Annotated in this window: 19 protein-coding genes; 12 read left to right on the forward strand and 7 right to left on the reverse strand. The window is 69.5% G+C overall.

All coding sequences use genetic code 11. From position 1 onward, the window contains the following. Positions 1-355 precede the first annotated feature (355 nt). The 4 genes from HH310_RS14520 (at position 356) to HH310_RS14535 (ending at position 5,026) form a co-directional block, all read left to right on the forward strand. Positions 356-1,657 carry a VWA domain-containing protein gene (locus HH310_RS14520; RefSeq protein WP_396027516.1) on the forward strand — a complete coding sequence of 434 codons (1,302 nt, stop codon included), beginning with the start codon at positions 356-358 and terminating at the stop codon, positions 1,655-1,657. Continuing rightward, the gene (locus HH310_RS14525; protein ID WP_169176036.1) at positions 1,657-2,379 is read left to right on the forward strand and encodes a peptidase; all 723 of its coding nucleotides are present in this window, start codon (positions 1,657-1,659) and stop codon (positions 2,377-2,379) included. The genes HH310_RS14520 and HH310_RS14525 overlap by 1 nt, the downstream gene beginning before the upstream one ends. Positions 2,380-2,447: 68 nt before the next feature. Continuing rightward, positions 2,448-3,305, forward strand: coding sequence for a hypothetical protein (locus HH310_RS14530; protein ID WP_169176037.1), 858 nt, complete (start codon positions 2,448-2,450; stop codon positions 3,303-3,305). A gap of 83 nt (positions 3,306-3,388) precedes the next feature. Continuing rightward, complete coding sequence (locus HH310_RS14535; RefSeq protein ID WP_169176038.1) at positions 3,389-5,026, forward strand: fatty acyl-AMP ligase; 1,638 nt, start codon at positions 3,389-3,391, stop codon at positions 5,024-5,026. Between the two features lie 1,210 nt (positions 5,027-6,236). Here the strand turns inward: HH310_RS14535 and HH310_RS14540 are convergent. The 4 genes from HH310_RS14540 to HH310_RS14555 form a co-directional block, all read right to left on the reverse strand. Continuing rightward, positions 6,237-6,902 (reverse strand): hemerythrin domain-containing protein, encoded by a 666-nt coding sequence (locus HH310_RS14540; RefSeq protein WP_169176039.1) that lies wholly within the window; start codon positions 6,900-6,902, stop codon positions 6,237-6,239. Positions 6,903-7,161: 259 nt separating this feature from the next. Beyond that, a complete protein-coding gene (locus tag HH310_RS14545; RefSeq protein WP_396027517.1) occupies positions 7,162-8,730 on the reverse strand; it encodes a DHA2 family efflux MFS transporter permease subunit in 1,569 nt (522 codons plus the stop codon). A 126-nt stretch (positions 8,731-8,856) separates the two neighbouring features. Beyond that, entirely contained in the window at positions 8,857-9,372 is a 516-nt protein-coding gene (locus HH310_RS14550; protein WP_169176041.1) for a DUF4190 domain-containing protein, read from the reverse strand. A 148-nt stretch (positions 9,373-9,520) separates the two neighbouring features. Beyond that, positions 9,521-10,360: a helix-turn-helix transcriptional regulator gene (locus HH310_RS14555; RefSeq protein ID WP_169176042.1), complete on the reverse strand. Its 840-nt coding sequence runs from the start codon at positions 10,358-10,360 to the stop codon at positions 9,521-9,523. 87 nt (positions 10,361-10,447) lie between these two features. Here HH310_RS14555 and HH310_RS14560 point away from each other — a divergent pair, with 87 nt between their 5' ends. After that, a complete protein-coding gene (locus HH310_RS14560) occupies positions 10,448-11,215 on the forward strand; it encodes an SDR family NAD(P)-dependent oxidoreductase (protein ID WP_169176043.1) in 768 nt (255 codons plus the stop codon). On the opposite strand, the gene HH310_RS14565 is transcribed toward HH310_RS14560, so the two are convergent. Next, positions 11,212-11,646 carry a MarR family winged helix-turn-helix transcriptional regulator gene (locus HH310_RS14565; protein ID WP_169176044.1) on the reverse strand — a complete coding sequence of 145 codons (435 nt, stop codon included), beginning with the start codon at positions 11,644-11,646 and terminating at the stop codon, positions 11,212-11,214. The genes HH310_RS14560 and HH310_RS14565 overlap by 4 nt on opposite strands. A 48-nt stretch (positions 11,647-11,694) precedes the next feature. On the opposite strand from HH310_RS14565, the gene HH310_RS14570 reads away from it, so the two are divergent. Beyond that, a complete protein-coding gene (locus HH310_RS14570) occupies positions 11,695-12,807 on the forward strand; it encodes a substrate-binding domain-containing protein (protein ID WP_169176045.1) in 1,113 nt (370 codons plus the stop codon). On the opposite strand, the gene HH310_RS14575 is transcribed toward HH310_RS14570, so the two are convergent. Then, the gene (locus tag HH310_RS14575; protein WP_169176046.1) at positions 12,770-17,884 is read right to left on the reverse strand and encodes an IPT/TIG domain-containing protein; all 5,115 of its coding nucleotides are present in this window, start codon (positions 17,882-17,884) and stop codon (positions 12,770-12,772) included. The genes HH310_RS14570 and HH310_RS14575 overlap by 38 nt on opposite strands. A gap of 197 nt (positions 17,885-18,081) precedes the next feature. Here HH310_RS14575 and HH310_RS14580 point away from each other — a divergent pair, with 197 nt between their 5' ends. The 6 genes from HH310_RS14580 to HH310_RS14605 all read left to right on the forward strand — a co-directional run bounded on the left by HH310_RS14580 (position 18,082) and on the right by HH310_RS14605 (position 24,864). Further along, complete coding sequence (locus HH310_RS14580; protein ID WP_169176047.1) at positions 18,082-19,491, forward strand: APC family permease; 1,410 nt, start codon at positions 18,082-18,084, stop codon at positions 19,489-19,491. After that, a complete protein-coding gene (locus tag HH310_RS14585) occupies positions 19,488-20,501 on the forward strand; it encodes an acetamidase/formamidase family protein (protein WP_169176048.1) in 1,014 nt (337 codons plus the stop codon). Before HH310_RS14580 ends, HH310_RS14585 begins: the two co-directional genes overlap by 4 nt. 43 nt (positions 20,502-20,544) lie before the next feature. Next, positions 20,545-22,113 (forward strand): beta-N-acetylhexosaminidase, encoded by a 1,569-nt coding sequence (locus HH310_RS14590; RefSeq protein WP_169176049.1) that lies wholly within the window; start codon positions 20,545-20,547, stop codon positions 22,111-22,113. A gap of 68 nt (positions 22,114-22,181) precedes the next feature. Beyond that, complete coding sequence (locus HH310_RS14595) at positions 22,182-23,147, forward strand: ABC transporter substrate-binding protein (RefSeq protein WP_312034069.1); 966 nt, start codon at positions 22,182-22,184, stop codon at positions 23,145-23,147. Between the two features lie 227 nt (positions 23,148-23,374). Further along, positions 23,375-24,226: a helix-turn-helix transcriptional regulator gene (locus HH310_RS14600; protein WP_169176051.1), complete on the forward strand. Its 852-nt coding sequence runs from the start codon at positions 23,375-23,377 to the stop codon at positions 24,224-24,226. 53 nt (positions 24,227-24,279) lie between these two features. Next, positions 24,280-24,864, forward strand: coding sequence for an NAD(P)H-dependent oxidoreductase (locus HH310_RS14605; RefSeq protein ID WP_312034070.1), 585 nt, complete (start codon positions 24,280-24,282; stop codon positions 24,862-24,864). An 11-nt stretch (positions 24,865-24,875) separates the two neighbouring features. On the opposite strand, the gene HH310_RS14610 is transcribed toward HH310_RS14605, so the two are convergent. Further along, on the reverse strand, positions 24,876-25,733 hold the full coding sequence (locus HH310_RS14610) for a helix-turn-helix transcriptional regulator (RefSeq protein ID WP_169176052.1): 858 nt from the start codon (positions 25,731-25,733) through the stop codon (positions 24,876-24,878). Positions 25,734-25,812 lie beyond the last annotated feature (79 nt).

Here is a 25,812-nt window from a genome sequence, read left to right on the forward strand (position 1 = left end):
ACCCCACCGAGGCGTGGGAAAGCACGACGCCCCCACCGCCGCAGCTCCCCACACCCCCGCCTACCCCACCGAGGTGTCGGGAAGCATGGCGGCTCGGGTGGGCGGAATTCACACACCGCCGGCCCGTGCGCCGTGGTGTGGGCAAGCGCAGCACCTGGGGCGGGCGGAATCCTCACGGCTGGGAGCGCGGCTGCCGGAGTGTCGGTGACGCCTGCTGGCCCGCGAGGCGCGTTCGTGGTGTGGGGAGCTGGGGCATTTGGCGACGGCGTGGAGGTGCGGAGTCACGCTGCGGGATCGAGGTCACCCTCCGGGCCGCAGACGACCCCGGGGCGTACACGGCTTATGATCTTGCCGCGTGATCCACAAAAGACTGTCCATAATGGTATTAGCCGGATTGATTGGCCTATCGTGGGTGATAGGCACCGCGCCGGCGTATGCCGATGAGACCACCGCCGAACCGCCGCGCATGGAGCTCGTGCTCGACGTGAGCGGGTCCATGCGGGCCGCGGACATCGACGGCGAAACCCGGATCGCGGTGGCCAAGCGCGCGTTCGGCCAGGTCGTCGACGCGTTGCCGGAGACGACGCAGCTCGGCATCCGGGTGCTCGGCGCGACCTACGGCGGGGACGACAAGAAGAAGGGCTGCGTCGACACCCAGCAGATCGTCCCGGTCGGCCCGGTGCAGCAGACCGCCGCCAAAAACGCCATCGCGTCGCTGAAGCCCACCGGTTTCACGCCGATCGGCCTGGCTCTGCGCGAGGCGGCCAAGGATCTGGGCACGGAGGGCTCGGCGCGGCGCATCGTGCTGATCACCGACGGTGAGGACACCTGTACGCCGCCGGACCCGTGCGAGGTGGCGCGCGAACTGGCCGCGCAGGGCACCAAGCTGGTCGTGGACACGCTCGGCCTGACCCCGGACGAGAAGACCCGCAAACAGCTGGTCTGCATTTCCACGGCCACCGGCGGCACGTACGCCTCGGCCACCAGCGAGCAGGAGCTGACCGACCGGGTGCAGCAACTCGTGGACCGTGCCGCGGTGCCGCCCGCGGTGACGCCCGCGACGGTGACCGGGACCGGGACCTGCGACAAGGCGCCGGTGCTGACCCCCGGGGTGTACTCCGACCGGGAGAAGATCGGCGAACACCGGTACTACAAGGTGGCGCTGCAGCCGGGACAGGAGCTGCGGGCGTCCGTCAGTGTCGCGCTGGACCGCCCACTGAACCGCGATTACGGCGTACTGCTGAAAGCGGCGACCACGAACGGCCGTGAGTTGGTCCGGGGTCTTGATGCCGGCAGCGGCCGGGCCGATGTCGTGTCGGCGGGCCTGCGCTGGTCGGCCTCGGAGACACCGGCCGCATCCGCGTCCACTGATCCGGACGACGGGCCGCAATGGTCGGACGGCTCGGACGACGACGCCGTCGCCACCGACGTGTGCCTGATCGTGAGCAACTCGTTCGCGTCCGCAACATCGGCCGGCACCCCCGGCATGCCGCTGGAGCTCAGCATCGACACCGTTGCTGCGTCGCACACGCCGGACGCTCCCGGTCTCGGCCGCGGCTGGCTGCTCCTGCTCGTCCTCGCCGTCGCCGGCCTGATCGCCGGTGTGCTCGCCGGCTGGCTGACCCGCTGGTGGGTCGCCACCTGGAGGGAGAACTGATGTATCCGGTAATCGCAGCCGCCGCCCTGTTGCTGGGTTCCACGTCGGGCAGTGCCGGGACGTCGTTCCTGACCGCCGCGGAGGTGGCACCCGACCGTCCCGCGCAGGTCGCGGCGGTCACCGGTGACTATCTGTACTGGTCCTTCAGCGCTACGGCGGGTCAGCAGCCGACCGTGTCGGCCGCGGTCACGTTGCCGCCCGCGGCGGACCGGCATGGCGCGCAGGCGTGGACGATCGAGGTCTTCGACGGCCTGCGCCGCCGGCAGCCCTGCGTGGCCGGTGAGCAGAGCCCGGTGGTGACGGCCGATGCCACGGACGTCACGCTGGGTTGCAGTCTCCGGCAGGTACGGTCGTGGGCCGAACCGTCGGACGGCGATCCGCTGCCCGGTACGTATTTCGTGCGCCTGTCCTCGACCGAGATGCCCGAGCAGGATCTGGGCCTGCCGGTGAAGGTGAATCTGTCGCTGGTCGCGCCCAAGGGGGACACGGGCGGTGATCAGGGCACGCTGGCCGCTCCGCTGAACCAGATCAACCGGCCGGGGTCCGTGGTGGCGGATGCGCCGGCGCCGGAGGCTTCGGCGGCGCCCGAGACGGATTCGTCGTCGTCGTTCCTTCCGGATTTCTCGTCGCGGTGGATCTGGACCACCGGTGGTGGTGTGCTCGCTGCCGTGGCTGGACTGACGGGGTTCTCGTTCACGCGGCGGCGGGTGCGCCGGGCTTGAGGTTTCGCGCCGCCCCGGAGGAATCCGGGGCGGCGCGCCGGTAAATGTGGGCACTATTGTGCTCGCTCGTGGACAAGGTGAAGATCTCGGACACCGGCGAAGAATCGGGTGGCGGGACCGAGGTGGCCGATGACAAGGTCGAAGCGTCGGATGAGTCATCCAATGTGGAGACGCCGGTCGATGCCGGGGCTGCGCCGGAGAATCCGGTGGATGGTGGAACTGCGGCTGAGGTTGAGGTCGATGACGACACCGGCGAGACCGCTGAGGCCGAGCCGAGTGTTGACGATCCCGATGATGTCGAGCCGAGCGTTGACGATCCCGATGATGTCGAGCCGAGCGTTGACGATCCTGACGATGTCGAGCCGACTGCCGACGATGCCGGCGATGGCGAGGCGGGCGCCGACGTCGTTGCTGTCGACGCGGATCGGGCTGATTCTGGTGGGCCGGTTGACGCTGATGAGGCGTGGGAGCCGGACGAGGCCGAATTCGAAGTCGCGGATTATGAGGCGAGCGACGCCGCCTATGCGCACGCGCCCACCAGCGCCGAGGCCCACCTCGTGGCGGAACATCCGGACGACGCCGGGGCGGGCCGGCGGAGCGAGTTTCTCTGGTGGCTGCTCACTCCCCTGTCGGTCTTGGTGATCGCTCCCGTGCTCGCCGCCAGCACGTCGTTCCTGGTGGCGCTGAACGACACCGGCTATCCGGCGATCTGCCGGGACGCGGCCCCGGACAACAGGTGTGAGGAGGTCGTGCTGCGGATGGCGGGGCAGCACACCATCGCATTCGCAATCGGGTGGCTGGCATTGTGGGCGTTGCCGTGGCGCCGTAGCGTACGCCCGTACCGGATCGGCCTGGCCATTCTTATCGTGCTGATTCTGCTGGCCGCGCCGCTGCGGCTGCTCGCGAGCGTCGACTACCACGCCTGACCTTTTCGCTCGGCGTCGAAGGTTATCCACAGAAGAACTTTGGTCGGATGCCCCCGCGAGACGGAGCCCGTAGGCTACGCAACGTGAGCCAATTCGTCGATGGAGTCGTCGCCACCGCCGCGCGTGCGGCCACCGGGATGGTGACCGGTGAGCCCGGGGTTCCCAGCCGTCGCACGTGGAGTGAGCTGCATGCTCTTTCCCGGCGTATGGCCGGCGCCCTGGTCGCGGGTGGACTGCGCCCGGGCCAGGCCGTGGCGGTGCTGGCCGGTATGCCCGTCGAGATCGCGCCGGTCGCGCAGGCGATCTGGCTGGCCGGCGGCAGCATGACGATGTTGCATCAGCCCACCCCACGGACGGATCTGCGCGTCTGGCGCGACGACACGCTGCGTGTGCTCCGGATGATCGACGCCCGTGCGGTCGTCGTCGGCGAGCCTTTCGAGGCGATGGTCGAGGTGCTCGAGGCGTACGGGATAAGCACCCACCGGCCCGGCGACCTGGCCGCCGGCCCCGACCACCCACCGGTCGAGCCCGACGAGTCGGACGTGGCATTGCTGCAGCTCACGAGCGGTTCGACGGCCGAGCCCAAGGCCGTGCGGATCACCCACCGCACGCTGTATGCGAACCTGCACGACACGGCGCGGCATCTGCGCTGCGACGAGGCCGGGGTGATGGTGTCCTGGCTGCCGATGTTCCACGACATGGGCATGGTCGGTTGCCTGCTGTTACCGATGCTCACCGGCATGGAGCTGGTCAGCGTGACGCCCGGTGACTTCCTGCGACGCCCGGTGATGTGGGCCGAGCTGATCAGCAAGTACGGCGGCACGATCACCAGCGCCCCGAACTTCGCCTGGGCCGTGCTGGCCCGTCAGATGGCCCGCCTCGATCCCGGCTCGCTCGATTTGTCCACCTTGACCGTCGCGGCCAACGGCGCCGAGCCGATCGACTCGTCCACCATGAGCGCTTTCCTCGAGCTGGGCGCCACGTTCGGGCTGCGCCCGGAGGCGGTGAACTGCTGCTACGGCGCCGCCGAGAGCACCCTGGTCATCTCGATGTCGGAGATGACCGACTCGATGCTGCTCGACGTCGTGGACGCCGCCGAGCTGGAGAAGAACCAGCTGGCCCTCCCCGCGGCGGACGGCGGCAACGTCCGGCGCCTGCCGAAGCTGGGCCGCCCGTTCCCCACCGTCGAGGTGCGCGTGGTCGACGACGACGGCAAGCCTTTGGACGAGCGCCACGTGGGCCGCATCCAGCTCCGCGGCGACTCGATAACCGACGGCTACATCACCCCCGACGGCTACGAGAGCGCCCGCGACGACGAGGGCTGGCTCGACATCGGCGACGAGGGCTACCTGCTGGAGGACGGCCAGATCGTCGTCTGCGGCCGCCGCAAGGACGTCATCATCATGGGCGGCCGCAACATCTACCCCACCGACATAGAGCGCGCCGCCACCTCGGTCCCCGGCGTCCGCGACGGCAACGCGGTGGCAGTCCGCCTTCTACCCGAGGAGGGCGGCCCCCGCGAGTCCTTCGCCCTGCTGGTCGAATCCCGAGCCGCCGGCGACGAGACGGCCGAGGCCCAGATCCGCCGCGAGGTAACCGCCCGCGTGGTCTCCGAGATCGAAGCCCGCCCGTCCCAGGTCCGCGTCCTCCCCCCAGGCACGCTCCCCAAGACCCCGTCAGGCAAGCTACGCCGAGCCGCAGCCCGCACCCTCCTCGACTAGCCGAGTCAGCAGCCCCAGGCGAATCAGCCGCCCAGGCGAATCAGCCGCCCAGGCGAATCAGCCGCCCAGGCGAATCAGTGGCCGCAGACGAATCAGCGATCTGATAGCCGCCCGTCCGCCAGCCCCCGCCCCCCCCACATATCCGACATTTCATTGAGATTTATCGGATCGGCTCGGCTGCTGGACGGGTGGGCTCGGCGCGCACCCGCGGCGCTTCCATTCTGTGAGACGGGTGACCGGCTGCTGAGACCCGCGCCCACATGGTGGCCCCACTGTCCGCAATGTAGAACTAACGTCCATTGTAGATGTTACTTTTGTCACGCAGTGAGGCTTTCGCCCGGCAGATTTTGCCGGCCGAATGTGAACCTTGGAGAGTTATGGCTCGTATGTGGGCGCAACTCTCCAAGGTTCACAAAAATCCACGATGTGACCGCGGTGTCCACATAGCGGGACCGCCCAGCCGCGAACGAATCGCCACAGCGCCACAGCTCTGACACCACCGCGCAACTGCCACACCGTGACCAGGTCACTCACCACCTACCACCACCGACGGCGAGGCGGCGACGCCGAGGCGCGGTGGGGTGGCGACGCCACGACGGCGACGCCGAGGCGCGGTGGGATGGCGACGCCACGACGGCGACGCCGAGGCATGGTGGGATGGCGACGCCACGACGGCGACGCCGAGGCATGGCGGGGTGGCGATGCCAAGGCGTGGGGAACAGCAGGGTGATCGCTCACCTCGGCCACCACTCAGCTTTGAGTGAGAAAACGCCCAGGCGTGAGGTGCTGAGCGCAAGGCGGCACGGTTCGCTCGCTTAACCCACCACCCAGATCCGCCCGCTGAACGCGAAAGACAAAAGACCGACCACAGCGCGGCAGCCGGATCACTCAGCGCAAGGGGAGCCGGGAAGCCCGACCGTGCAGCCAGAGGCGAGTAAGCCAACGCCCAGCCGGCGCGTGACACCACGCGAGGTGGGGGGACGAGGGTGCCCCATCACGGCATAAAAGCGCTCCACCAAGCCGTGATGGGGCACCCTCGTCCCCCCACCGTAGAAGCGCAAGAAAGCCCAACCCGCCAAAGCGCAAGAAAGCCCAACCCGCGAAGCCTAAGAAAGCCCAACTCACGGAGCGTGAGAAAGCTCAACCCGCGAAGCGCACCAAAGCTCAACCCGCGAAGCGCACGAAAGCCGACGCCACCAACTGGGAGAACTCAGCGGAGCGTAGACCCACGCGGCGGCGTGCGCGTTCCGTACAGACGCTCCGCGTAGTCGCCGTACGCCTTTGGGGCCGCCTCGGCGACCGCCTCGCGGATTTCTGACGGGAGATTGTTCAACGAATCCTGGACCGCCAGCGGATCCCCCTCGTACATCACCAACCCCATCACCAGCGGCAAGCTCTCCGGCGGCATCTGGCTCAAACCCGCGTCGAACGTCGCATCCCACTCGTCGCCGCTGATGTGCCTCTCGATGATCGGCAGGATCGACTCCACCTCCTCCCCCAGGTGCCCGCCCAGCACCGGCAACAACTCGTCGAGGGTTCGGGACACCGCGTCGCGGTTCTCGCTCGTCGGGTCGACTCGCCAGGCCGCGATCTCCTTCGTCAGGTTCTCGAGGCTCGCGGCGATGCGTTCGTGCTGGTTTTCCATGCCGTGGACCAGCGGGCGCACCTCCTCCGGGGCGCGATCCAGCAGCCTGGGCCAGATCCCGACATCCTCGGCCTGGTGGTGGTGATGAAGCCCGAAGCTCATCATGCCGATGTGCTCGGCGACGAGCGCCGCACGTTCGCGGTCTCCGTCCGATACCCCTTTGACCAGGTCAGGCATCAGGAAGAACTCGCGCACGAACCCCTTGTGCACCATCGCCATCTCCCGGGTCATCGCCCCGGGCTCTTTTGTTCCGGCCATCATTGCTCCCCAAATCAACTGCCATCCGGTGCACGAACGCGTCGGCGCGCCGCCGAGTTCAGGTGATCAACAATCAGTGACCGGGTTCATGAACGGCGGCCGGCAGGCGACACGGCGCCCGGCGGGTGACACGGGAGACAGGCGGGCGACACGCGAGACAGGCAGGCGACACGCGAGACGGGCGAGTCCCGCCTCGGCGCGGCCGGGGCGGGACTCGGGGGTGAAACGACGATCAGTGCAGCAGCACCGGTGCCTCGTCGAGTGTCGTGCCGGGCTCTCCGGTCTTCGGGGGCTCCTTCTTCTTCGGGAGGAACGCGATCGGGATGAACGTGCACAACACGAGCACGAAGCCGACCCAGAACGTGGTCGAGTACGAGTCGGCCACGAACTGCAGGCCCCGCTGGATGATGTCCGGTGGGACCGGGAGCGGGGTGGTGTGGCTGGCGATCGCCGCGCCCGCCTCGGTGATCGGCTCGCCGGTCTTCGGGTTGGTCAGGCCGGGGATCGGCGCGGAGCCGTTGAGCTGGCTGGTGAGGATCACCGACATGACGGCCGTGCCGATCGAGCCGCCGATCTGCTGCTGGATGTTCACCAGGGTCGAGCCGCGGGCCACGTCGTCGTGGTGCAGCGTGCGCAGCGCCGAGGTCATCAGCGGCATCATCGTGCCGCCCATGCCCAGGCCCATCACGAACAGCGAACCGCACAGCAGCACGTACGAGGTATCGACCCCGACCTGGGTGAACGTGAAGAAGCCGGCGGCGATCAACGCCATCGCGAACGGCACGGTGCGGCCCACCGGAACCTTGTCGGCGAGCATGCCGGCGACCGGCATGGTCAGCATCGCACCGAGACCCTGCGGGGCCATCAGCAGACCGGCGTGCAGCGTGCTCTCGCCGCGTGCCTGGATGAAATAGCTCGGGAAGAGCAGGCCGGCGCCCATGAACGCGATCACGAACACGAACAGCGACAGCGACGCGATCGTCAGGCGCTTGTTCTTATACAGCCGCAGGTCGAGCAGCGGGTGCCGGGGGCGGAACGAATAGAACACGAAACCGATCACCAGCAGCGCGCCGATCAGCATCGTCACCCACACCTTGGTGGCGGTGATGGTGCCGGTCTCCGGCAGCGACGAGACGCCGAACAGGAACAACGCCAGACCGGGCGAGAGCATCAGCATGCCGATGAAGTCGAACGACTCGGACGGATGCGGGTTGTCCTTCGGCAGGGCGAAGTAGGCGTAGACGAGCCCGACCGCACCGATCGGCAAGTTGATCAGGAACACCCAGTGCCAGCTGGCCGCCTCGATCAGCCAGCCGCCCAGGATGGGGCCGGCGATCGGGCCGAGCAGCATCGGGACGCCGAGCACGGCCATGAGCCGGCCGATGCGCTCGGGGCCGGCCGCGCGGGTCATGATCGTCATGCCGAGCGGCATCAGCATGCCGCCGCCGAGGCCCTGCAGCACCCGGTACCCGACGAGCTGCTCGATGGATCCGGCGGTGGCGCACAGCGCGGACCCGAGGGTGAACAGCAGCAACGCGAGCATGTAGAGGCGCTTGGTGCCGAAGCGGTCGGCGGCCCAGCCACTGAGCGGGATCACCGTGGCCAGCGCCAGCGTGTACCCGGTCATCGTCCAGGCGACCTGCGCGTACGTGGCGTCGAACTCGCTCTGGAAGGTCGGTAGGGCGACGCTGACGACGGTGATGTCGAGGATCGACATGATCGCGCCGAGAACCACCACTCCGGCGATCTTCAGCACAGCGGCGTCCAGTTTGTTAGGTGGCGCTGTGGCTTGATCAGTCACAAGAGGTCCCCCGGTCGATTGATTCGGCAAGCGATTCATCCTGCCACCCCTGGCCTACCTGGGGCATCCCGTTTTCGTTCCTCGTGCGAATCGACCTGGGCAGCGGTGGGCTCCGGAGCCCAATCCTCATCCGGCCGCCGCGCCTGCGCTGAGGATGCCGCCCATGAACAACCAGAAGAACAGGATGATCTCGGGGACCAGTCCGACATAGCCCGTGACCAGCCCGGCGATCGCCATGCCACGACCGGCCTTCGCCCCGCTGCGGGTGTCGGCGAGCCCGATGTGGCCGAGGATCACCGCGGCGACGCAGGGCAGCGCCAACAGGCACCAGCCGGCCACCAGACCCACGATGCCCAGCACCAGCGCCCAGACCGCGACGGTCGAGTTCGGCCGGACCGGCGTCACCATGATCGTCGGCTGGACATAGGGAGCCACGTACGCCGGGGCGGGCGGCCCGCCGTACGCGGGCACCCGATAGGGCGACGTGGGCGGCGCACTGTATGGCTCGGTCGGCGGCGTGTACGGCTCGACCGGCGGCATCCCGTACGGCTGGGTCGGCGGCACGCTGAACGAGCGGGTGGGCGGCACACCGTCCGGCTCCTGCGGCGGCGGCGCGTACGGGTCGGGCGGCGGATAGGTCATGGCGTGCTCCGAAACGGACCGGTCAGGACTGGTGCGGCCGGGTCCCAGTCCCAGAAACCCGGCCGCATAGCACCCAACCGTCTCAGCCCCGCCCAGGCAGTGGCCCGAATCGGCGGATCGGCCTCGGCCGATCGGTCGTGCGAGCGGGTCAGGGCGCCGCGATGAACCGCTGCGTCCCGACGACCGACAGCAACCGCAGTGCCTCGTCGGACGGCGAGCCCGGGTCGGCGGTGTAGATGACCATCCGCTGGTCGCGGTCGCTGATGTCGAGCACGTCGCAGTTGACCGTCACCGGCCCGACCGCCGGATGCTGGAACGTCTTGCGCAGGGTGGGTTCGGCGTGCACCTCGTGCGCGGCCCACAACGTGGCGAACCCCGGCGAACCGGCCAGCAGATCGCTCACCAGCGCCGCCAGCGACGGGTCCTCCGGGTAGCGCGCCGCCGCGGCCCGCAGCTGCTGGGCGACGCTGCGCCGGAAGACGTCCGCGTCGGACACCCCGTACAGCGGCTGGGGTCCGAGGAACGCGCGCCGGGCCAGGTTGCGCTCGCGTGGCGGCACCGCCGAGAAGTCCTCCATCAGTGCCGCGGCGAGGTCGTTCCAGGCGAGCACGTCGTAGGTCGCGGACACCACGCACGCCGCCGCCTGGGGCAGCCGGTCGAGCAGGTCGAGGATGCTCCGCCGGACCTCGCGCTGCGGTCCCGGCGGCGGGCCGGGCGGGGCGCCGGCCAGGTGGTGCAGATGGTCGCGTTCGGCGTCGTCGAGGCGCAGCGCGCGGACCAGCCCGGCGAGCACCTCGCGGGACGGGTGCGGCCCGCGGGCCTGTTCCAGGCGCGTGTAGTACTCGGCCGAGATGTACGCGAGCTGCGCCACCTCCTCGCGGCGCAGCCCCGGGGTGCGGCGGCGCTGCCCGGCGGGCAGCCCCACGTCGGCCGGGGTGATCCGCTCGCGCCGGCTGCGCAGGAAGACGGCCAGCTCACGCTTGTTCATGACACCCAGTCTGCTCGCCCGGCGACGGTCGTAGCCAGGTACCGGCGATGCCTGGATACCCCCGTACGGCCGCAACAGGCTGGCCGCATGACAAACACATTTCTGCTGCCCGGCAAGGTCGCGTTCGTCTCCGGCGCGGGCCGGGGCATCGGCGCCGCCGCCGCCCGGTTGTTCGCGGACGAGGGCGCCAAGGTGCTGTTAGCGGCGCGCTCCGAGGGTGAGCTCAAGACGGTGACCGACGAGATCCGGGCGGCCGGCGGCACCGCCGAGTACGTGCTGGCCGACCTGGCCGACCCGGACGCGATCCGAGCCGCTGTCGAGCGGGCGGTCGAGCTGTTCGGCCGGCTCGACGTGGCCTTCAACAACGGCGCGACGAACCAGCCGCCCGGCCCGATGGACACGTTGCCGGACGTGGACTTCGACCAGCTCTACGCGGTGAACCTGCGGGCCGTCTGGGTGGCGATGAACGCCCAGGTCAACGCCATCCGGGCGACCGCCGGCGCGGGCGCGATCGTGAACAACTCGAGTGTCGGAAGCCTGCGGGCGAACCCGGCGCTGCCCGCATACGGCGCGATGAAGCGGGCGGTCAACAGCCTGACCGAGTCGGCCGCCGTCACGTACGGCCCGGACCGCATCCGGGTCAACGCCATCGCCCCCGGCAACACCGCCACCGAGATGATCCGCCGGTGGGAGGAGCACTCTCCCGGCCTGACCGAACGGCTGGTCGCGATGTCCCCGCTGCGTCGCCAGGCACAGCCCGCCGAGATCGCCGAGGCCGCCGCGTGGCTGCTCAGCGACCGCGCGTCCTTCGTCACCGGAACGGTCCTGCGCGTGGACGGCGGCGGAGGCGCCTAACCCCGGCGGAACACCCCGGCCAGCGCCTCCAGTTCACGCATCAGCCGTTCCGTACGGTCGGCACCGAACGCGGCCGAGACCTCGGCGTGGTGCTCGGCCGCGCGCCGGTCCAACCGGGACACCAGCGAACGGCCCAGATCGGAGAGATAGACGGCGACGCGGCGACGGTCCTCGGTGTCCTGCCGCCGATACACCAAAGCGTCCTCGACCAGCCGGTCGACGGCCTTGGTGAGGGTGGGATGTGGCATCAGGACCGCCTCCGCGAGGTCGGTCATCGAGTGGCCGTGACCGTCGGACAGCGCCCGCAGGATGCGCCCCTGCTCGATGGTGACGCCCTCGGCGGACAACCCGGCGGCGAGCTGCCGGCTGACCTCCCGCTCGGCCTCGCTCAGCAGGTACGACAGGTGTGCGCGCAGTCCCGTCGAGGTCAATGCGGCCGCCCCCTTTGCGGTGTGCTTGACAGCGAAGATACTCGGCGCATGCTCGACGACGTCGTTCTCGTCACCGATCCGCTGGAGGCCCGCCTGCTCGCGCCCCGGCCGGACGAGGCGGTCCGGGTGGGTGTCGTGGTGCCGACCTCGGGCACGCTCGGGCTGCTCGCACCGTCCGCTCTGAACTGTGCGTCGCTGGCCGCCGCCGAGCTGAACGCGGCCGGTGGGATCCTGGGCCGCCCGGTCGAGCTGGTGCTGATCGACGGCGGCCGCCGGCCCGAGGCCGTGGCCCGGGACGTCGCCGGCCTGCTCGGTTGCGGAGCTCTCAGCGCCCTCGTCGGCACCCACGCGAGCGATGTCCGCCTCGCGCTGGCCGACACGATCAAGGGCACCATCCCGTACGTCTATACGCCGCCGTACGAAGGTGGGGAGCGCACCCCGGGTGTCTTTCTGCTGGGCGAGACACCCGGGCGGCAGCTCCGGGCGGCGTTCCGCGGCGGTGAGCACTGCCGCCGGTGGCTGCTGCTCGGTAACGACTACGTGTGGCCGCGCCGGGTGCACGCGGCGGCCCGGCGGCAGCTCGGCGACCGGGTCATCGGCGAGCGCCTGGTCCCGCGCGGCGCGGCCGACCCGGAGCAGCTGATCCGCGACGTCATCACCGTCCGGGCCGACGCGATCCTGCTCAGCCTGGTGGGCAGCGACCTGGTCGGTTTCAATCGCGCTTTCGCCGAGCAACCCCAGGCCCACCATGTCGTACGCGTGTGCGCCGCCCTCGAGGAGAACGGCCTGCTCGGCGCCGGCGGCGACAGCACGGGGCTGCTGCACGCCGCGATGGGCTACTTCGCCGCGCTGGCCACCGACGCCGCCCTGGCCTTCGCCGAGCGCTACACGGCGCGGTTCGGACCGGACGCGCCGGTGCTCAACGGGCACGGTCAGGGGGCGTACGACGGAATGCTCTTGATCGCGGCGCTGGCCCGCAAGGCCGGCAGCCTGGCCGCGCCGGTGATGGACGCGGTGGCCGAGGGCACCCGCGTCGACGGCGGCCGCGGCCCGTTCGTGCTGCGCGACCGCCACGCGATCCAGCCGGTGTACCTGGCCCGCGCGAACGGACTGGAGTTCGAGGTCATCGACGGCGGGCCCCCGGCAGGCGGCGCCGGCTGACCGCGATCAGCCCGGCGGCGACCAGCAGCAGGCCGAGGGCGGCCGTGCCGAGCGCGTCGGGTCCGGTGACCGGCAGGACGGCGGGCCGCGTGGGGCTCGTCGGCGGTTTCCTGATGGGCTTCGGCAGCGGACCGGCTTCGACGGTGACGGTCGGCGTGTACTCGGCGGTGACTTTCTGCCCGTACGCGTCGGTGACCTGGAACGTGACCGCGGGGGCCGTCCCGGTGTAGCCGGCGACCGGGGTGAACGTGATGACCGCCGGCTCGGTGGCCGCGGCCGTGTGGAAGGCGGCCACGCTCATCAGGGCCGCCGACGGCGTGACCACCCGGTAGGTGCCCACATCCGGCACGCTCACCTCGGTGGCCGGATGGCCGTTCGCGTCGAGAAGCATGACGGTCCCGCCCTCGGGCAACGCGATCGTCGTGGACTGGCGGGCCGCACCGCTGGTCGCGCGCGGCACCGTCACCGGCGGCGGCGGGGCTGTCACATGCGCCGTGTAGTGGCTCGTCACCGCGTTGCCGTCGGCGTCGGTGACCGTGAAGGTGATCGGTTGAGCGTTGCCCGCGAAGCCCAGCACCGGCTCGAAGGTGATGACACCGGTGTCCGGGTCGAGCGTGTAGGTGCCCTGCCCGTCGATGGTGACGGTGTCGGCAGGTTCGCCGCCGTCCACCAGGCTGACGCTGCCACCGGCCGGGACGGTGACGTCGGTACTCTGCGGTGTGGTGCCTTGGCCGGTGCTGGAGACCGCCGCCGTGACGATCACGGCCAGACGGGTGGTTGCCGTGCCGCCACGCCCGTCGGCGACGGTGATGTTCGCGGTGCTCTCCCCCGCAGTCGTGGCGATGCCCGCGAAGGAGCCGTCGCCGGCGAGGGTGATGCCGTCCGGCAGACCGCCGGCCGTCAAAGTGAACGTGAGCGGGTCGTTGTCCGGGTCGGTGGCGGCCAGCGCCGTCAGGGCCGCGCCCGCGGTGACGCTCTGGCTGGTGTTGGCGGCGGCGGCCGTGAAGGCGGGTGCCTGGTTGGCCGGGGCGGGGGCGGTGTAGGTGTAGCGGTCCGCGGCGCGAAGGGCCGAGGTGCCCGCGCCGGTGGTGACCGTGACGTCGACCGCCCCGGGCGGTGCCGCGGGCGCGACCGCGGTGATCCTGGTTCTGCCGTCCACCGTGTACGAGGTGGCGGCCCTGGTGCCGAACATGACCGCGGTCGCGTCGCTCAGCCACGTTCCGGCGATCACGACGCTGGTGCCACCGGCCGTGCCGCCGCCGGCCGGGCTGACCGCGGTGACCGCCGGGACGGGAACCGCGACCTGGACCGTGAGCTGGGCGCTCGCGGTGCCGCCTCGCCCGTCGGCGACCTCGATGGTCGCCATGTACATGTCCGGGGTGGTGGCGGTGCCGGCAAAGGTGCCGTCGCCGTTGAGGGTGATGCCGTCCGGCAGCGTCCCGCCGGTGCGGCTGTAGGTGAGCGGGTCGCCGTCCGGATCGTTCGCTGTCACGGCGGCCAGCCCCTGCCCCGCGACGACGGTCTGGCTGGACGCCGACGTGAACGACGGCGGCTGGTTCGGCACGGCGTAGGTGAACTCGTCGCCGCCTACGATCGCCGAGGTGCCGCCGGCAGTGGTGACCCGGACGTCCACCGCACCCGCGGCGTGCGCGGGTGCCGTGACAGTGATCTCGGTTCCGCTGTCGACGTGGAACATGGTCGCGGCGGTGCCGCCGAACGAGACGGCCGTCGCGCCATTGAAGTCACTGCCGACGATGGTGACGCTGGTCCCGCCCGCGGTGCTGCCGCCGGCCGGATTGAGCGAGGCCACGGCTGGCGGCGTGACGAAGGTGAACCGGCCGGCGTTGCCCGTGGGCGAGCTGCCCCCGCCGTTGGTGACCTGGACGTCCACGGTGCCGGGCGGCATCGCGGGCGTGACAGCTGTGATGCTCGTGGCGTTGTCGATCGTGAACGACGTCGCGGTGGTGCCGCCGAAGGTGACGTTCAACGGTGCGGTGAAGCCGGTCCCGGTGATCGTCACGGAAGTGCCGCCCGCGGTGCCGCCACTGGTCGCGCTGAGCATGGCGACCGTGGGCGGGGTGACGTAGGTGAACTGGTCGGCAGTGCTGGTCGCCGAGGTCCCGCCGGTCGTGGTCACCCGGACGTCGACCGTGCCCGCCGGACCCGGGGGCACCGGCGCGGTGATCTTCGTGTCGTTGTTGACGATGAAATGCGCCTGCGTCGACCCGAAAGTAACCGCAGTGACGTTACGGAAACCCGTCCCGATGATCTTGACACTGGTCGGACCCGTCGTACTACCAAAAGCCGGATCGACCGACGTCACCGTCGGGGCGTCAACGTAGGTGAACTGGTCAGTCACGCCGTCCGCCGACGTGCCACCCGGCGTCGTCACCCGGACATCCACCGTCCCCGTGCCGCCAGGCGAGACCGCCGTGAGGCTCGTGCCGCTGATAAAGGTGACCGACGCAGCGGTGGTGGCGCCGAAGGACACCGCCGAGTCAGCGGTGAACCCCGTCCCGGCGATGGTGACGGTGGTCCCGCCGGACGCGGGACCCATGGTCGTGCCGATCGACGTGACCACCGGCGCCGGGAGATAGAGGAACGGGACTATGCCGCCTGAAGTGCCACCGGGAGTCGTCACCTGCACGTTCGCCATGCCGGTGCCGGCCGGCGTGACGGCAGTGATAGTGGTGGAGCTGATGACCGTGGATGACGCCGCGGCCACGCCCCCGAATGTCACCGCGCTGCCGGGGACGAACTCCGTCCCGAAAATCGTCACGGTCGTCCCGCCGGACAGGGGCCCGGTGATGGGGTCGATCATGGCGACGGTCGGGGGTGGGAAGTAGGTGAATTGGTCGTCGGCGCTGACCGGCGACGTGCCGCCGGGCGTTTTGACCCGGACATCCACCGTTCCCGAGCCCGCCGGCGCGGGGACCGTGATCTGCGTCGGGCTGTCCACGCTGAACACCGTCACCGAGGTGGGCCCGAAGTCGACCGCGGTGGCACCGGTCAGCGCGGTTCCGGTGATCACGACGGACGTCCCGCCGCCGTTCGGCCCCCGCGCCGGGCTGATCTTGGTAATCGAGGGCGGTGGAGGCGGCGCCACGTATTCGAACTCGTCGCCGCTGGTCGTCGAGGTGCCGCCGACGGTGGTGACCGTGACACCGACCGGGCCCAGCGAGCCGGCCGGTACGACCGCCTTGATGGTCGAGTCGTCCTCGATGGTGAACGATGTCGCCGCGGTGCCGCCGAAGGACACGGCGGACGCCCCGGTGAACGGGCCGCCGACAATCTTCACGCTGGTGCCGCCGGTCGTGCTCCCGGCGAACGGGTCGAGCACGGTGACAACCGGCCGGGCGACGTAGGTGAAGACATCGGCGCTGGCGATGGCCGACCGGACGAAGTCGGTGGTGACCCGGACGTCCGCCGGTCCCACCCAGCCGGGCGGTGACACGGCCGTGATGCTGGTGGCGCTGGTGAAGGTGACCGATGCCGCCGCGGTACCGGCGAAGGTGACCGTGGACCCGGCATTGAACCCCGTCCCGGTGATCGTCACCGCGGTTCCGCCCGCGGCCGGGCCCTTGGTGGGACTGAGCCCGGTGACGGTCGGACCGGGTACGTACGTGTATTGGCCCGCCGGAACGACGGTGGACGTGCCGCCGTTGGCGTTCGTGACGGTGACGTCGACCGTGCCCACCGAGCCTGCCGGTGACAAGGCGGTGATCCGGGTGTCGCTGAGAACGCTGTAGCCCGCCGACACACCGCCGAACTTGACGGCGGTCAGTGTGCCGCCGCTCATGAATCCCGTCCCGTTGATCGTGACGCTCGTCGAGCCGGCCGTGGTGCCGCCGGCCGGGCTGAGCGAGGTGATCGCCGGCTGGACGCCGTAGGTGTACGTGTTGGCGGCGGTAACGGCTGATGTCCCGCCGTTGGGGGTGGTCACCCTGATGTTCACCGAGCCGGAGCCGGACGGCGAGGAGGCGGTGATCTGCGTGTTGCTGTTGACCGTGAACTGAGCCGCGGTGCCGTCGAAGCTGACCGAGTTGGCAGTGCCGCCCGCGGTGAAGCCCGTCCCGGTGATGATGACGGTCGTCCCACCGGTCGTGCGCCCGCCGGTGGGATTCAGTGCGGTGACCGTCGGTGCGCCGATGTAGGTGAAGCGGTCGAGGATGCTGGTGCCCGACGTACCACCGGGCGCGATGACGGTGACGTCAATACTGCCGACGGTGCCCGGCGGCGAAACGGCCGTGAGGGAGGTATCGCTGGAGACGCTGACCGACGTGCCGTTGTTGGCGCCGAACTTGACGCCGGTCGCGCCGGTGAAACCCACGCCCCCCATGGTCACCGTGGTTCCGCCGTTCACGCTGCCGCGATTCGGGGTGACCGAGGTGACCGCCGCAGAGACGCTGTAGGTGTACTGATCGGCGGTGCTGGTCGCCGAGGAGACGCCGCCGGCCGTGACGGTGATGTCTACCGTGCCGAGCGATCCCGAGGGCGCGACGGCGGTCATCGTCGTGCTGTCCACATAGGTGGAGCTGGTCGCGAGGGTCCCCCCGAAATTGACGACCGACCCGCTCGTGAACGAGCTTCCGGTGATCGTGACGGTGTTCCCGCCGGCCAGCGGACCGCGCGCGGGGCTGACCGAGGTCACCGTGGGTGCCGGTGCCGGGGCGACGAACCGGAACTCGTCGGCGCTCGTGTTGGTCGAGGCGAACCCGGTGACTGAGCTGAAGGCGGTGATGTGCACGATCCCGGGTGGACCGCCAGGAGAGATGGCAGTGATGCGGGTGTCGGTATTGACGGACCCGCGGTGAACGACCGCCAAGACGTTGCCGAATTTGATATTCGCCGCAAGCAGATACTGTCCGTTAATCGTGATCAACTCGCCGCCGCCGGTGCTCCCGACGCTGGAACTCAGTGAGGTGATCACGGGCGAGACAATTGCAGCCTGGGCACCCTTCGCGGACTTCCCGTGCCCATCGGCCGGCGCCGCGGCGGCCGGCGCCGCCGGCACGGCGAGCACCAACAGCGCCAGCAGGGAACCTCGCGCCCGCGCGGTGAAAAAGCCGAACAGCACGTAAATCCCCCGATAAGTACATAAGTCATCAGTAACGCCATGCTACGGCTTAAGTTCACTTATCACGGTGGAAGTGACGAAACCGGACGCACCACCCACCCATGCATCGATACTCACTAACCCCTTTCCTAAGAAACCTTTTCTCATTCAAGCTTTTGGATTAACGTGCGCCCAGGCAGCCAACAAGGGGGCGCGCGATGACTCAACCGGACACGGCCGATCTCAAGAAATACGGCTACCGCCAGGAGCTCAGCCGGTCACTCAGCTTCACCGATCTGCTGATCTACGGGCTCATCTTCATGGTGCCGATCGCACCGTTCGGCATCTTCGGCAGCGTCTTCAACGGCTCCGGCGGCATGGTCGCGCTGGCGTACGTCATCGGCATGGTGGCGCTGATGTTCACCGCGCTGTCCTACTCGCAGATGGTCCGCGCCTTCCCGATGGCCGGCTCGGTCTACACCTACACCGGCCGCGGCATCGCCCCACCCGTCGGCTTCCTCGCCGGCTGGGTCATCCTGCTCGACTACGTGCTCGTCCCGGGCCTGCTCTACCTGGTCGCCAGCGTCGCCATGCACTCGCTGGTGTCCAGCATCCCGGTCTGGCTGTGGCTGTGCGGCTTCGTCATCCTCAACACGATCGTCAACTACCTGGGCATCAAGATGACCGCCCGGGTCAACAAGATCATGTTGCTGGCCGAGCTGGTGGTGCTGGCGATCTTCCTGATCGTCGGGATCGTCGCGCTGGCCAACGGCAAGGGCAACGACTTCTCCTGGAGCAGCCCGTTCTACAACGCCGACACGTTCTCCTGGTCGGTCGTCTTCGGCGCGGTCTCCATCGCGGTGCTGTCGTTCCTCGGCTTCGACGGCATCTCGATGCTCGCCGAGGAGAGCCGCGAGGACGCCCGCCAGATCGGCCGGGCCATGGTCGGCGCGCTGCTGCTCGCCGGTCTGCTGTTCATCGTGCAGACCTGGGTGGCGTCGCTGCTCGTGCCGGACGTTCCGGGCCTGCTGGCCAACGGCGACCCGGACGGCACCGCCTTCTACAACGCGGCCGACGTCGCCGGCGGCGCCTGGCTGTCCAAGCTCACCGCGCTGGCCACCGCCATCGCCTGGGGATTCGCCAACTCTCTGGTAGCCCAGGCCGCGACAAGCCGTCTCCTGTACGCCATGGCCCGCGACCGCCAGATGCCCAAGTTCCTGAGCCGCATCAACGAAAAACACAAGGTGCCCGCGAACGCGACCCTGCTCGTGGCGGCCGTCTCGCTGGGCCTCGGCCTCTACATGTCGTCCCGTGACGACGGCATCTCGCTGCTGTCCCAGCTGGTCAACTTCGGCGCCATGACCGCGTTCCTCGCGCTGCACGTCGCGGTGGTCGTGCACTACGTGATTCGGCAGGGCAGCCGCGACTGGCTGCGGCACCTCATCAGCCCGGCGATCGGGTTCCTTATCCTGCTGTACGTGGTGATCAACGCGGACGTCGCGGCGCAGCGGCTCGGGTTCGTCTGGCTCGGCATCGGCGTGATCATCCTGATCAGCTTCTACGTCACCGGCCGCAAACCCGAGCTGGCCGGGATGGGAGCCGAGGTAAGCGAGGAGACCGCCCGATGACCGAAGTCGTCACCTACCGTCCTACGCCCGACGAGTTGTCGTACACGTTCGGCGGCCGGGAGCCGGTCCGCACCGTCAAGCCCGGCACGATCCTCGAGCTGTCCACCGAGGACTGCTTCGGCGGCCGGGTGCGCGGCGTCGACGACCTGCCCTCGGTGGTGTGCGAGTTCCCGTACCTGAATCCGGTCACCGGCCCGGTGCACATCGAGGGCGCCGAGCCGGGCGACACCCTGGCCGTGCACTTCGTCGAGATCGTGCCGGCCCGGGACTGGGCCGTCTCGTCGACGTTCCCGCACTTCGGGGCGCTGACCGGCACGCACACCACGGCGACGCTGCAGCCGCCGCTGGACGAGCTGGTGTGGCGCTACGACGTCGACGTCGCCGCCGGCACCATCCGGTACCACGCGCGGCGCAGCGACTTCAGCGTGGAGATGCCGCTCGACCCGATGCACGGCACCGCCGGGGTGGCGCCGGCCTCGTTCGAGAGCCGGATGACCATCGTGCCGGACGTGCACGGCGGCAACATGGACACCCCGGAGCTGCGGGCCGGGGTGACCGCCTACTTCGGTGTCAACGTGCCGGGTGCGTTGTTCGCCCTCGGCGACGGGCACTGCCGGCAGGGTGACGGCGAGGTCACCGGCACCGGCGTGGAGGCGGCCATGAACACGGTGGTGATCGTCGACGTGATCAAGGGACAGTTCGCCGCCACGCCACGGTTCGAGACCGACGAGTCGCTCATGTCGGCGGGCTCGGCACGGCCGCTCGAGGACGCGTACCGGATGAGCCAGCACGACCTGGTGACCTGGACCGCGGACCTGGCCGGGCTGGACACGCTGGACGCGTACCAGCTGCTCGGCCAGGTGGGTGAGGCGCCGATCGGCAACGTGTGCGACCCGAACTACACGGTCCTCGCCAAGGTCGCCAAGCGATACCTGGGCGGGGCCACGGCGTACGAGGGAATGCATGAAAGGCTGCGCACGACGGCCCGGGACTATCTGTCGAATCGTTAAAGAGTCTTCACAGATAGAGTGATCTGTATGTAGCGTCAGGCTCATGTATAGACGACTATCTGTACTGCTAGCCGGGGCGGCGCTGCCCCTGGCGCTGATCTCGGCGCCGGCCCAAGCGTCGCACCCGGCGATCCAGCTGGGCAGTGTGCTGCCCGCACCGACCGAGGTGCACCCGAGCAACACCACCTTCCGGCTCGACTCCCACACCGTCATCGAGGCGCCCCGGTCCGCGCGCAACGTCGCCGACCAGCTCGCGAAAGCACTGCGCCCGGCCACCGGCTACCGCCTGCCCGTCGTCGACCGCGCCCCGCACGGCGCGCCGGCCATCTCGCTGGAGACCGGGCACGCCGGCGCGCGCCTCGGCTCCGAGGGCTACCAGCTCGACGTGCGCAAGTCCGGCGTGAGCATCCGGGCCAACGCGAACGCCGGCCTGTTCCACGGCGTCCAGACCCTGCGCCAGCTCCTGCCCGCCGCCATCGACGCGTCACGCAGGCAGCACGCGGACTGGACCGTCGCGGGCGGCCAGATCGTCGACGTCCCGCGCTTCGGCTTCCGCGGCGCGTTCCTCGACGAGGCCCGCCACTTCCACACCCCCGGCGAGATCAAGCGCTACATCGACGACATCAGCCGCTTCAAAATCAACTCGCTGCATCTGCACCTCGCCGACGACCAGGGCTGGCGCATCCAGATCGACTCGTGGCCCAAGCTGACCAAGATCAGTGGAGGCGCGGGCACCGGCGTCGACGGCGTGGGCGGCGGCTACCTGACCAAGGCGCAATACAAAGACATCGTCAGGTACGCCGCGGACCGGTACGTCACGATCATCCCGGAGATCGACATGCCGGGACACGTGAACGCCGCCCAGGTGGCCTACCCCGAGCTGACCTGTGACGGGGTGGCGCCGGAACCGCGCACCGACACCGACGTCGGGTACAGCTCGCTGTGCATCGGCAAGGAGATCACCTACAAGTTCGTCGAGGACGTGATCCGGGAACTGGCCGCGATCACGCCCGGCCCGTACCTGCACATCGGCGGCGACGAGGCGCACGCGACCACGCCGGCCGACTACGTGACGTTCCAGCAGCGGGTGCTGCCGCTCGTGAAGAAGTACGGCAAGACCGCGTACGGCTGGAATGAGATCTCCCGCGCGCCGGCCGCGACGAAGGCGGTGGCGCAGTACTGGAGCACCGACACGTCCAACGCCGATGTCGCGGCGGCGGTCGCCAACGGCATGAAGGTCGTCATGTCGCCGGCCAACAAGGCGTACCTCGACATGAAGTACGACCGCAACACCGTGCTCGGGCTGTCCTGGGCCGGTTTCATCGAGGTCCGCACGGCGTACGACTGGGATCCCGGCACGCTGGTGACCGGCGTGCCCGAGTCCGCGGTCCTCGGCGTCGAAGCTCCACTGTGGTCGGAGACGCTGCGCGACATCGGCGACATCGAGTTCATGGCGTTCCCCCGGCTGCCCGCGATCGCGGAACTCGGCTGGTCCTCCGCGGACGACCACGACTGGGAGTCGTTCCGGGCACGCCTCGGGGCGTACGGGCCGCGCTGGGTCCAGCAGGGGGTGGACTTCTATCGATCGCCACAGATCGACTGGGCGTCGTAGCCATTGACGATCGTGCACCCGGGCACCTAGGTTGCGGTGAGAATTCCCTTCTGTGGATGGAGTTTCCGGTGCGACGCTCCCCCTTTCTCGCGATTCTCACCGCGGCCGCCCTCGTGGTCACGACCGCGTGCGGTTCCGATGACAGCGACAAACCAGCCGCCTCGAGCGGGCCCGACAAGGTCACCACCGGCGTCATCGCGATCGTCGACGTGGCGCCGATCTACCTCGGCAAGGAAAAAGGCTTCTTCAGCAAACGCGACATCGACCTCACGCTGACACCCGCTCAGGGCGGCGCGGCCATCGTGCCCGCCGTCCTGAGCGGCGAATACCAGTTCGGCTTCAGCAACTCGATCTCGCTGCTGCTCGCCAAACAGAAGAACGTGCCGCTGAAGGTGGTGGCGAACGGCAACAACTCGACCGGCCAGGACGGCAACGACTTCGCCGGCCTGTTCGTCAAGGCGGACAGCCCGATCAAGTCACCCAAGGACCTGGCCGGCAAGACGGTCGCCGCGAACACGTTGAACAACATCGTCGACACCAGCGTCCGGGCCTCGATCAAGAAGGACGGCGGGGACGCGTCGAAGGTGAAGTTCGCCGAGCTCGCGTTCCCCGACCAGGTGCCGGCGCTGCAGGGCGGACGCGTCGACGCGATCTTCGTGGTCGAGCCGTTCCAGCAGGCGGCGGTCGCGGCCGGCTTCCGCAAGATCGCGTCGAGCTACGTGGACGTGGCGCCCGACCTGACGGTCGCCATGTACTTCACCTCGCAGAAGCTGCTCGCCGACGATCCGGACCTGGTCAACCGCTTCACCGAGGCGATGAAGGAATCCCTCACGTACGCCGACGCCCACCCCGACGAGGTGCGCACCATCCTCGGCTCGTACACGAAGATCGCCCCGGACGTCCGGGAGAAGCTGGTCCTGCCGAAGTTCCCGGCCGACATCAACCGGCAGTCGATCGACACGCTCGCTGATCTGGCGGTGGCGGACGGCCTGCTCCCGGCGAAGCCCGACATATCCTCCCTGCTCCCCTCCTGACGCTCGTGCCGCCTCGGCTCCGGGCCGAGGCGGCTCAGCGCGTACCCGATCGCCCGCCACACACCCCGCAGGGCATCCTAGGATCCTGGAATGCAGGGCCGGGGCCGAAAACGAACGCTCGTTCGCGAAGGATCGCGTCCGGGGACGTCACCATTCACGGGTGACCATTTTCACCGCAAGCAACGGTTTGCGGCGGCAAGCTCTATGCGCGTGCAAGCATTTGAGGCATGACGATCGCGTACGAGGCGCGCCGATCCACGCTGGGAGACTTTCTCCGCCGGCGGCGCGAAGGGTTGTCTCCCGAGGAGGCCGGTATCACCGCCCTGGACCGGCGGCGCACCCCGGGGCTACGGCGAGACGAGGTGGCCGAGCGGGCCAACATGTCCGTCGTCTACTACGAGCGGCTGGAACGCGGGCGCGGGCCGATGCCGTCGCCGGCCATGCTCGGCAGCATCGCCAAGGCACTGCGGCTGAACGCCGAGGAGAGCGACTACATGTACAGCCTGGTCGGGCAGCAGGCGCCGATCGGCGACCGGCGCGACGAGCCGGCCCACCCGGACCTGCTGGCGGCCATGGACGCCATGGCGCCGACGGTGATCGCCACGATCACCGACGAGCTCGCCACCGTGCTGGTGCAGAACGCGATGAGCACCGAGCTACTCGGCCCGATGGCCGGCGTCGAGGGGCCCGGGGCGAACATGCTCTGGCGCTGGTTCACCGAGCCGGGCTGGCGCGACTGGATGGAACCGGCCGACAACCACGACAACACGAGCCGGTACATGGCGGCGGAATTGCGCGCCACGCTGGCACGCCGGTGCGAGGACGCGGGCGCGCTCGCGTTTCTGCGGCGGCTGCTGGCGGCGAGCGACGAATTCCGCCGGATCTGGGACGATCACGACGTGGCCAGCGTGCGGTGCGCGTACAAGCGGATCGAGCACCCGCTGGTCGGCCCGATCGAGCTCGAGGTGACGATGGTGCTGAGCCCGATGTCGAGCCAGCGCCTGGTCGTCATGCAACCGCGCCGCGACGACCGGGATTCCGGCGCGCGGCTGGTCCAGCTCCACGCCCAGCTCACCTGACTCGTACTACTGATACGTGGTTGTCCGGGGTGGACACGCCTACCTTTCGATACGTGACTCAAGCAATCAAACCCCCCAAGATCGGTATCATCCTCGGCAGCACCCGCCCCGGCCGTAAGGGCGAGGGCGTCGCCAAGTGGGTCTACGACCTCGCGTCGAAGCGTGACGACGCCCAGTTCGAGCTGGTCGACCTGCTCGACTGGCCGCTCCCCCACCTGGACGAGGCGGTCCCGCCGTCCTACGGGCAGTACGCGAACGACCACACCAAGGACTGGTCGAAGAAGATCGCCGAGTTCGACGGCTACATCTTCGTCACCCCGGAGTACAACCGCAGCACCTCCGGCGTTCTCAAGAACGCCATCGACTTCCTGTACAACGAGTGGAACAACAAGGCCGCCTCGTTCGTCAGCTACGGCTTCGTCGCCGGCGGAGCGCGCGCCGTGGAGCACCTGCGCCTGATGATGGCCGAGCTGCAGATCGCCGACGTGCGTACCCAGGTGATCGTCAGCCTGGTGAACGACTTCGAGAACTTCACCGACTTCCAGCCGAAGGCGCACCACGAGAACGACCTGAACACCCAGCTCGACCAGCTGATCACCTGGTCGAAGGCGCTGCAGGCGGTGCGCGCCGCCGCCTGATCCGGCGGCGGTCAGACGGGCCCTCTCGCGGGAGGGCCCGTTCGCCGTCTCAGCTCGGCCATCGCGGCCTGCGACATCGCGTCCGGGCACGGGATCATCACGTGCAGCGTCTGGTCCGGGTCGTCGGTGACGCGGACCGCCTCGACGTTCAGGTGCATCGGGCCGGCCTCGGGATGCTTGAGGAATATCGGCCCGGTCATGCTGCGCGCCACCGTGCCGCGCGACCAGATCTCGCGGAACACCTCGCTGCGCCGGTACAGCTCGTCGATCAGCGCGATGGTCTTCGGGTCGTGCAGGTAGCGGCCCAGATCCATCCGGAGCATGCCGATCAGGCACTGGGCGGTGCCGGGCCAGTCCGGCTGGATCTCGCGGACCCGCTCGCCCAGCACCGCCCATCGGACGCCGTTGCGGTCCCGCGCCGGCAGCGCCGGGAAGTCGTCGACGAGCAGCCGGGCCATCGGGTTGACGGCGAGGACGTCGGTGCGGCGCCCGAACAGGATCGCGGGCAGTCCGAGGAACGACTCCATCAGCCGGAACGTGCCGGGGCGAACCGTCTGGACCGCGGACTCCCGGGCCGCGCGGGGGCGGTTGTCCAGCCGGGCCAGGTCGTACATGTGCTCGCGTTCCAGGTCGTCGAGCCCGAGGACGTCGCCGAGCGCGTGCAGCACGTTGCCGCTCGGCGTGATCCGCCGGGTGCCCTGCTCCAGCTTGACGTAGTAGTCGACGCTCACCCCGACGAGCCGGGCCATCTCCTCACGCCGCAGCCCGGGCACGCGGCGCGCGATCGCGTCCGGGGCGGTGTGCCGGGGAGTCAGCGACGCGCGCCTGCGCCGGAGGAAATCCCCGAGCGTGAGCTCATGAGGTGCCACACGACCACGTTGCCCCGCGCGCACGATCGCGCCGAGTCCTTCACCGGGATCACGGCCGCGGCCGCGTACGCGCCGTTCC

The organism is Actinoplanes sp. TBRC 11911 (assembly GCF_012933445.1).
GTDB lineage: Bacteria > Actinomycetota > Actinomycetes > Mycobacteriales > Micromonosporaceae > Actinoplanes.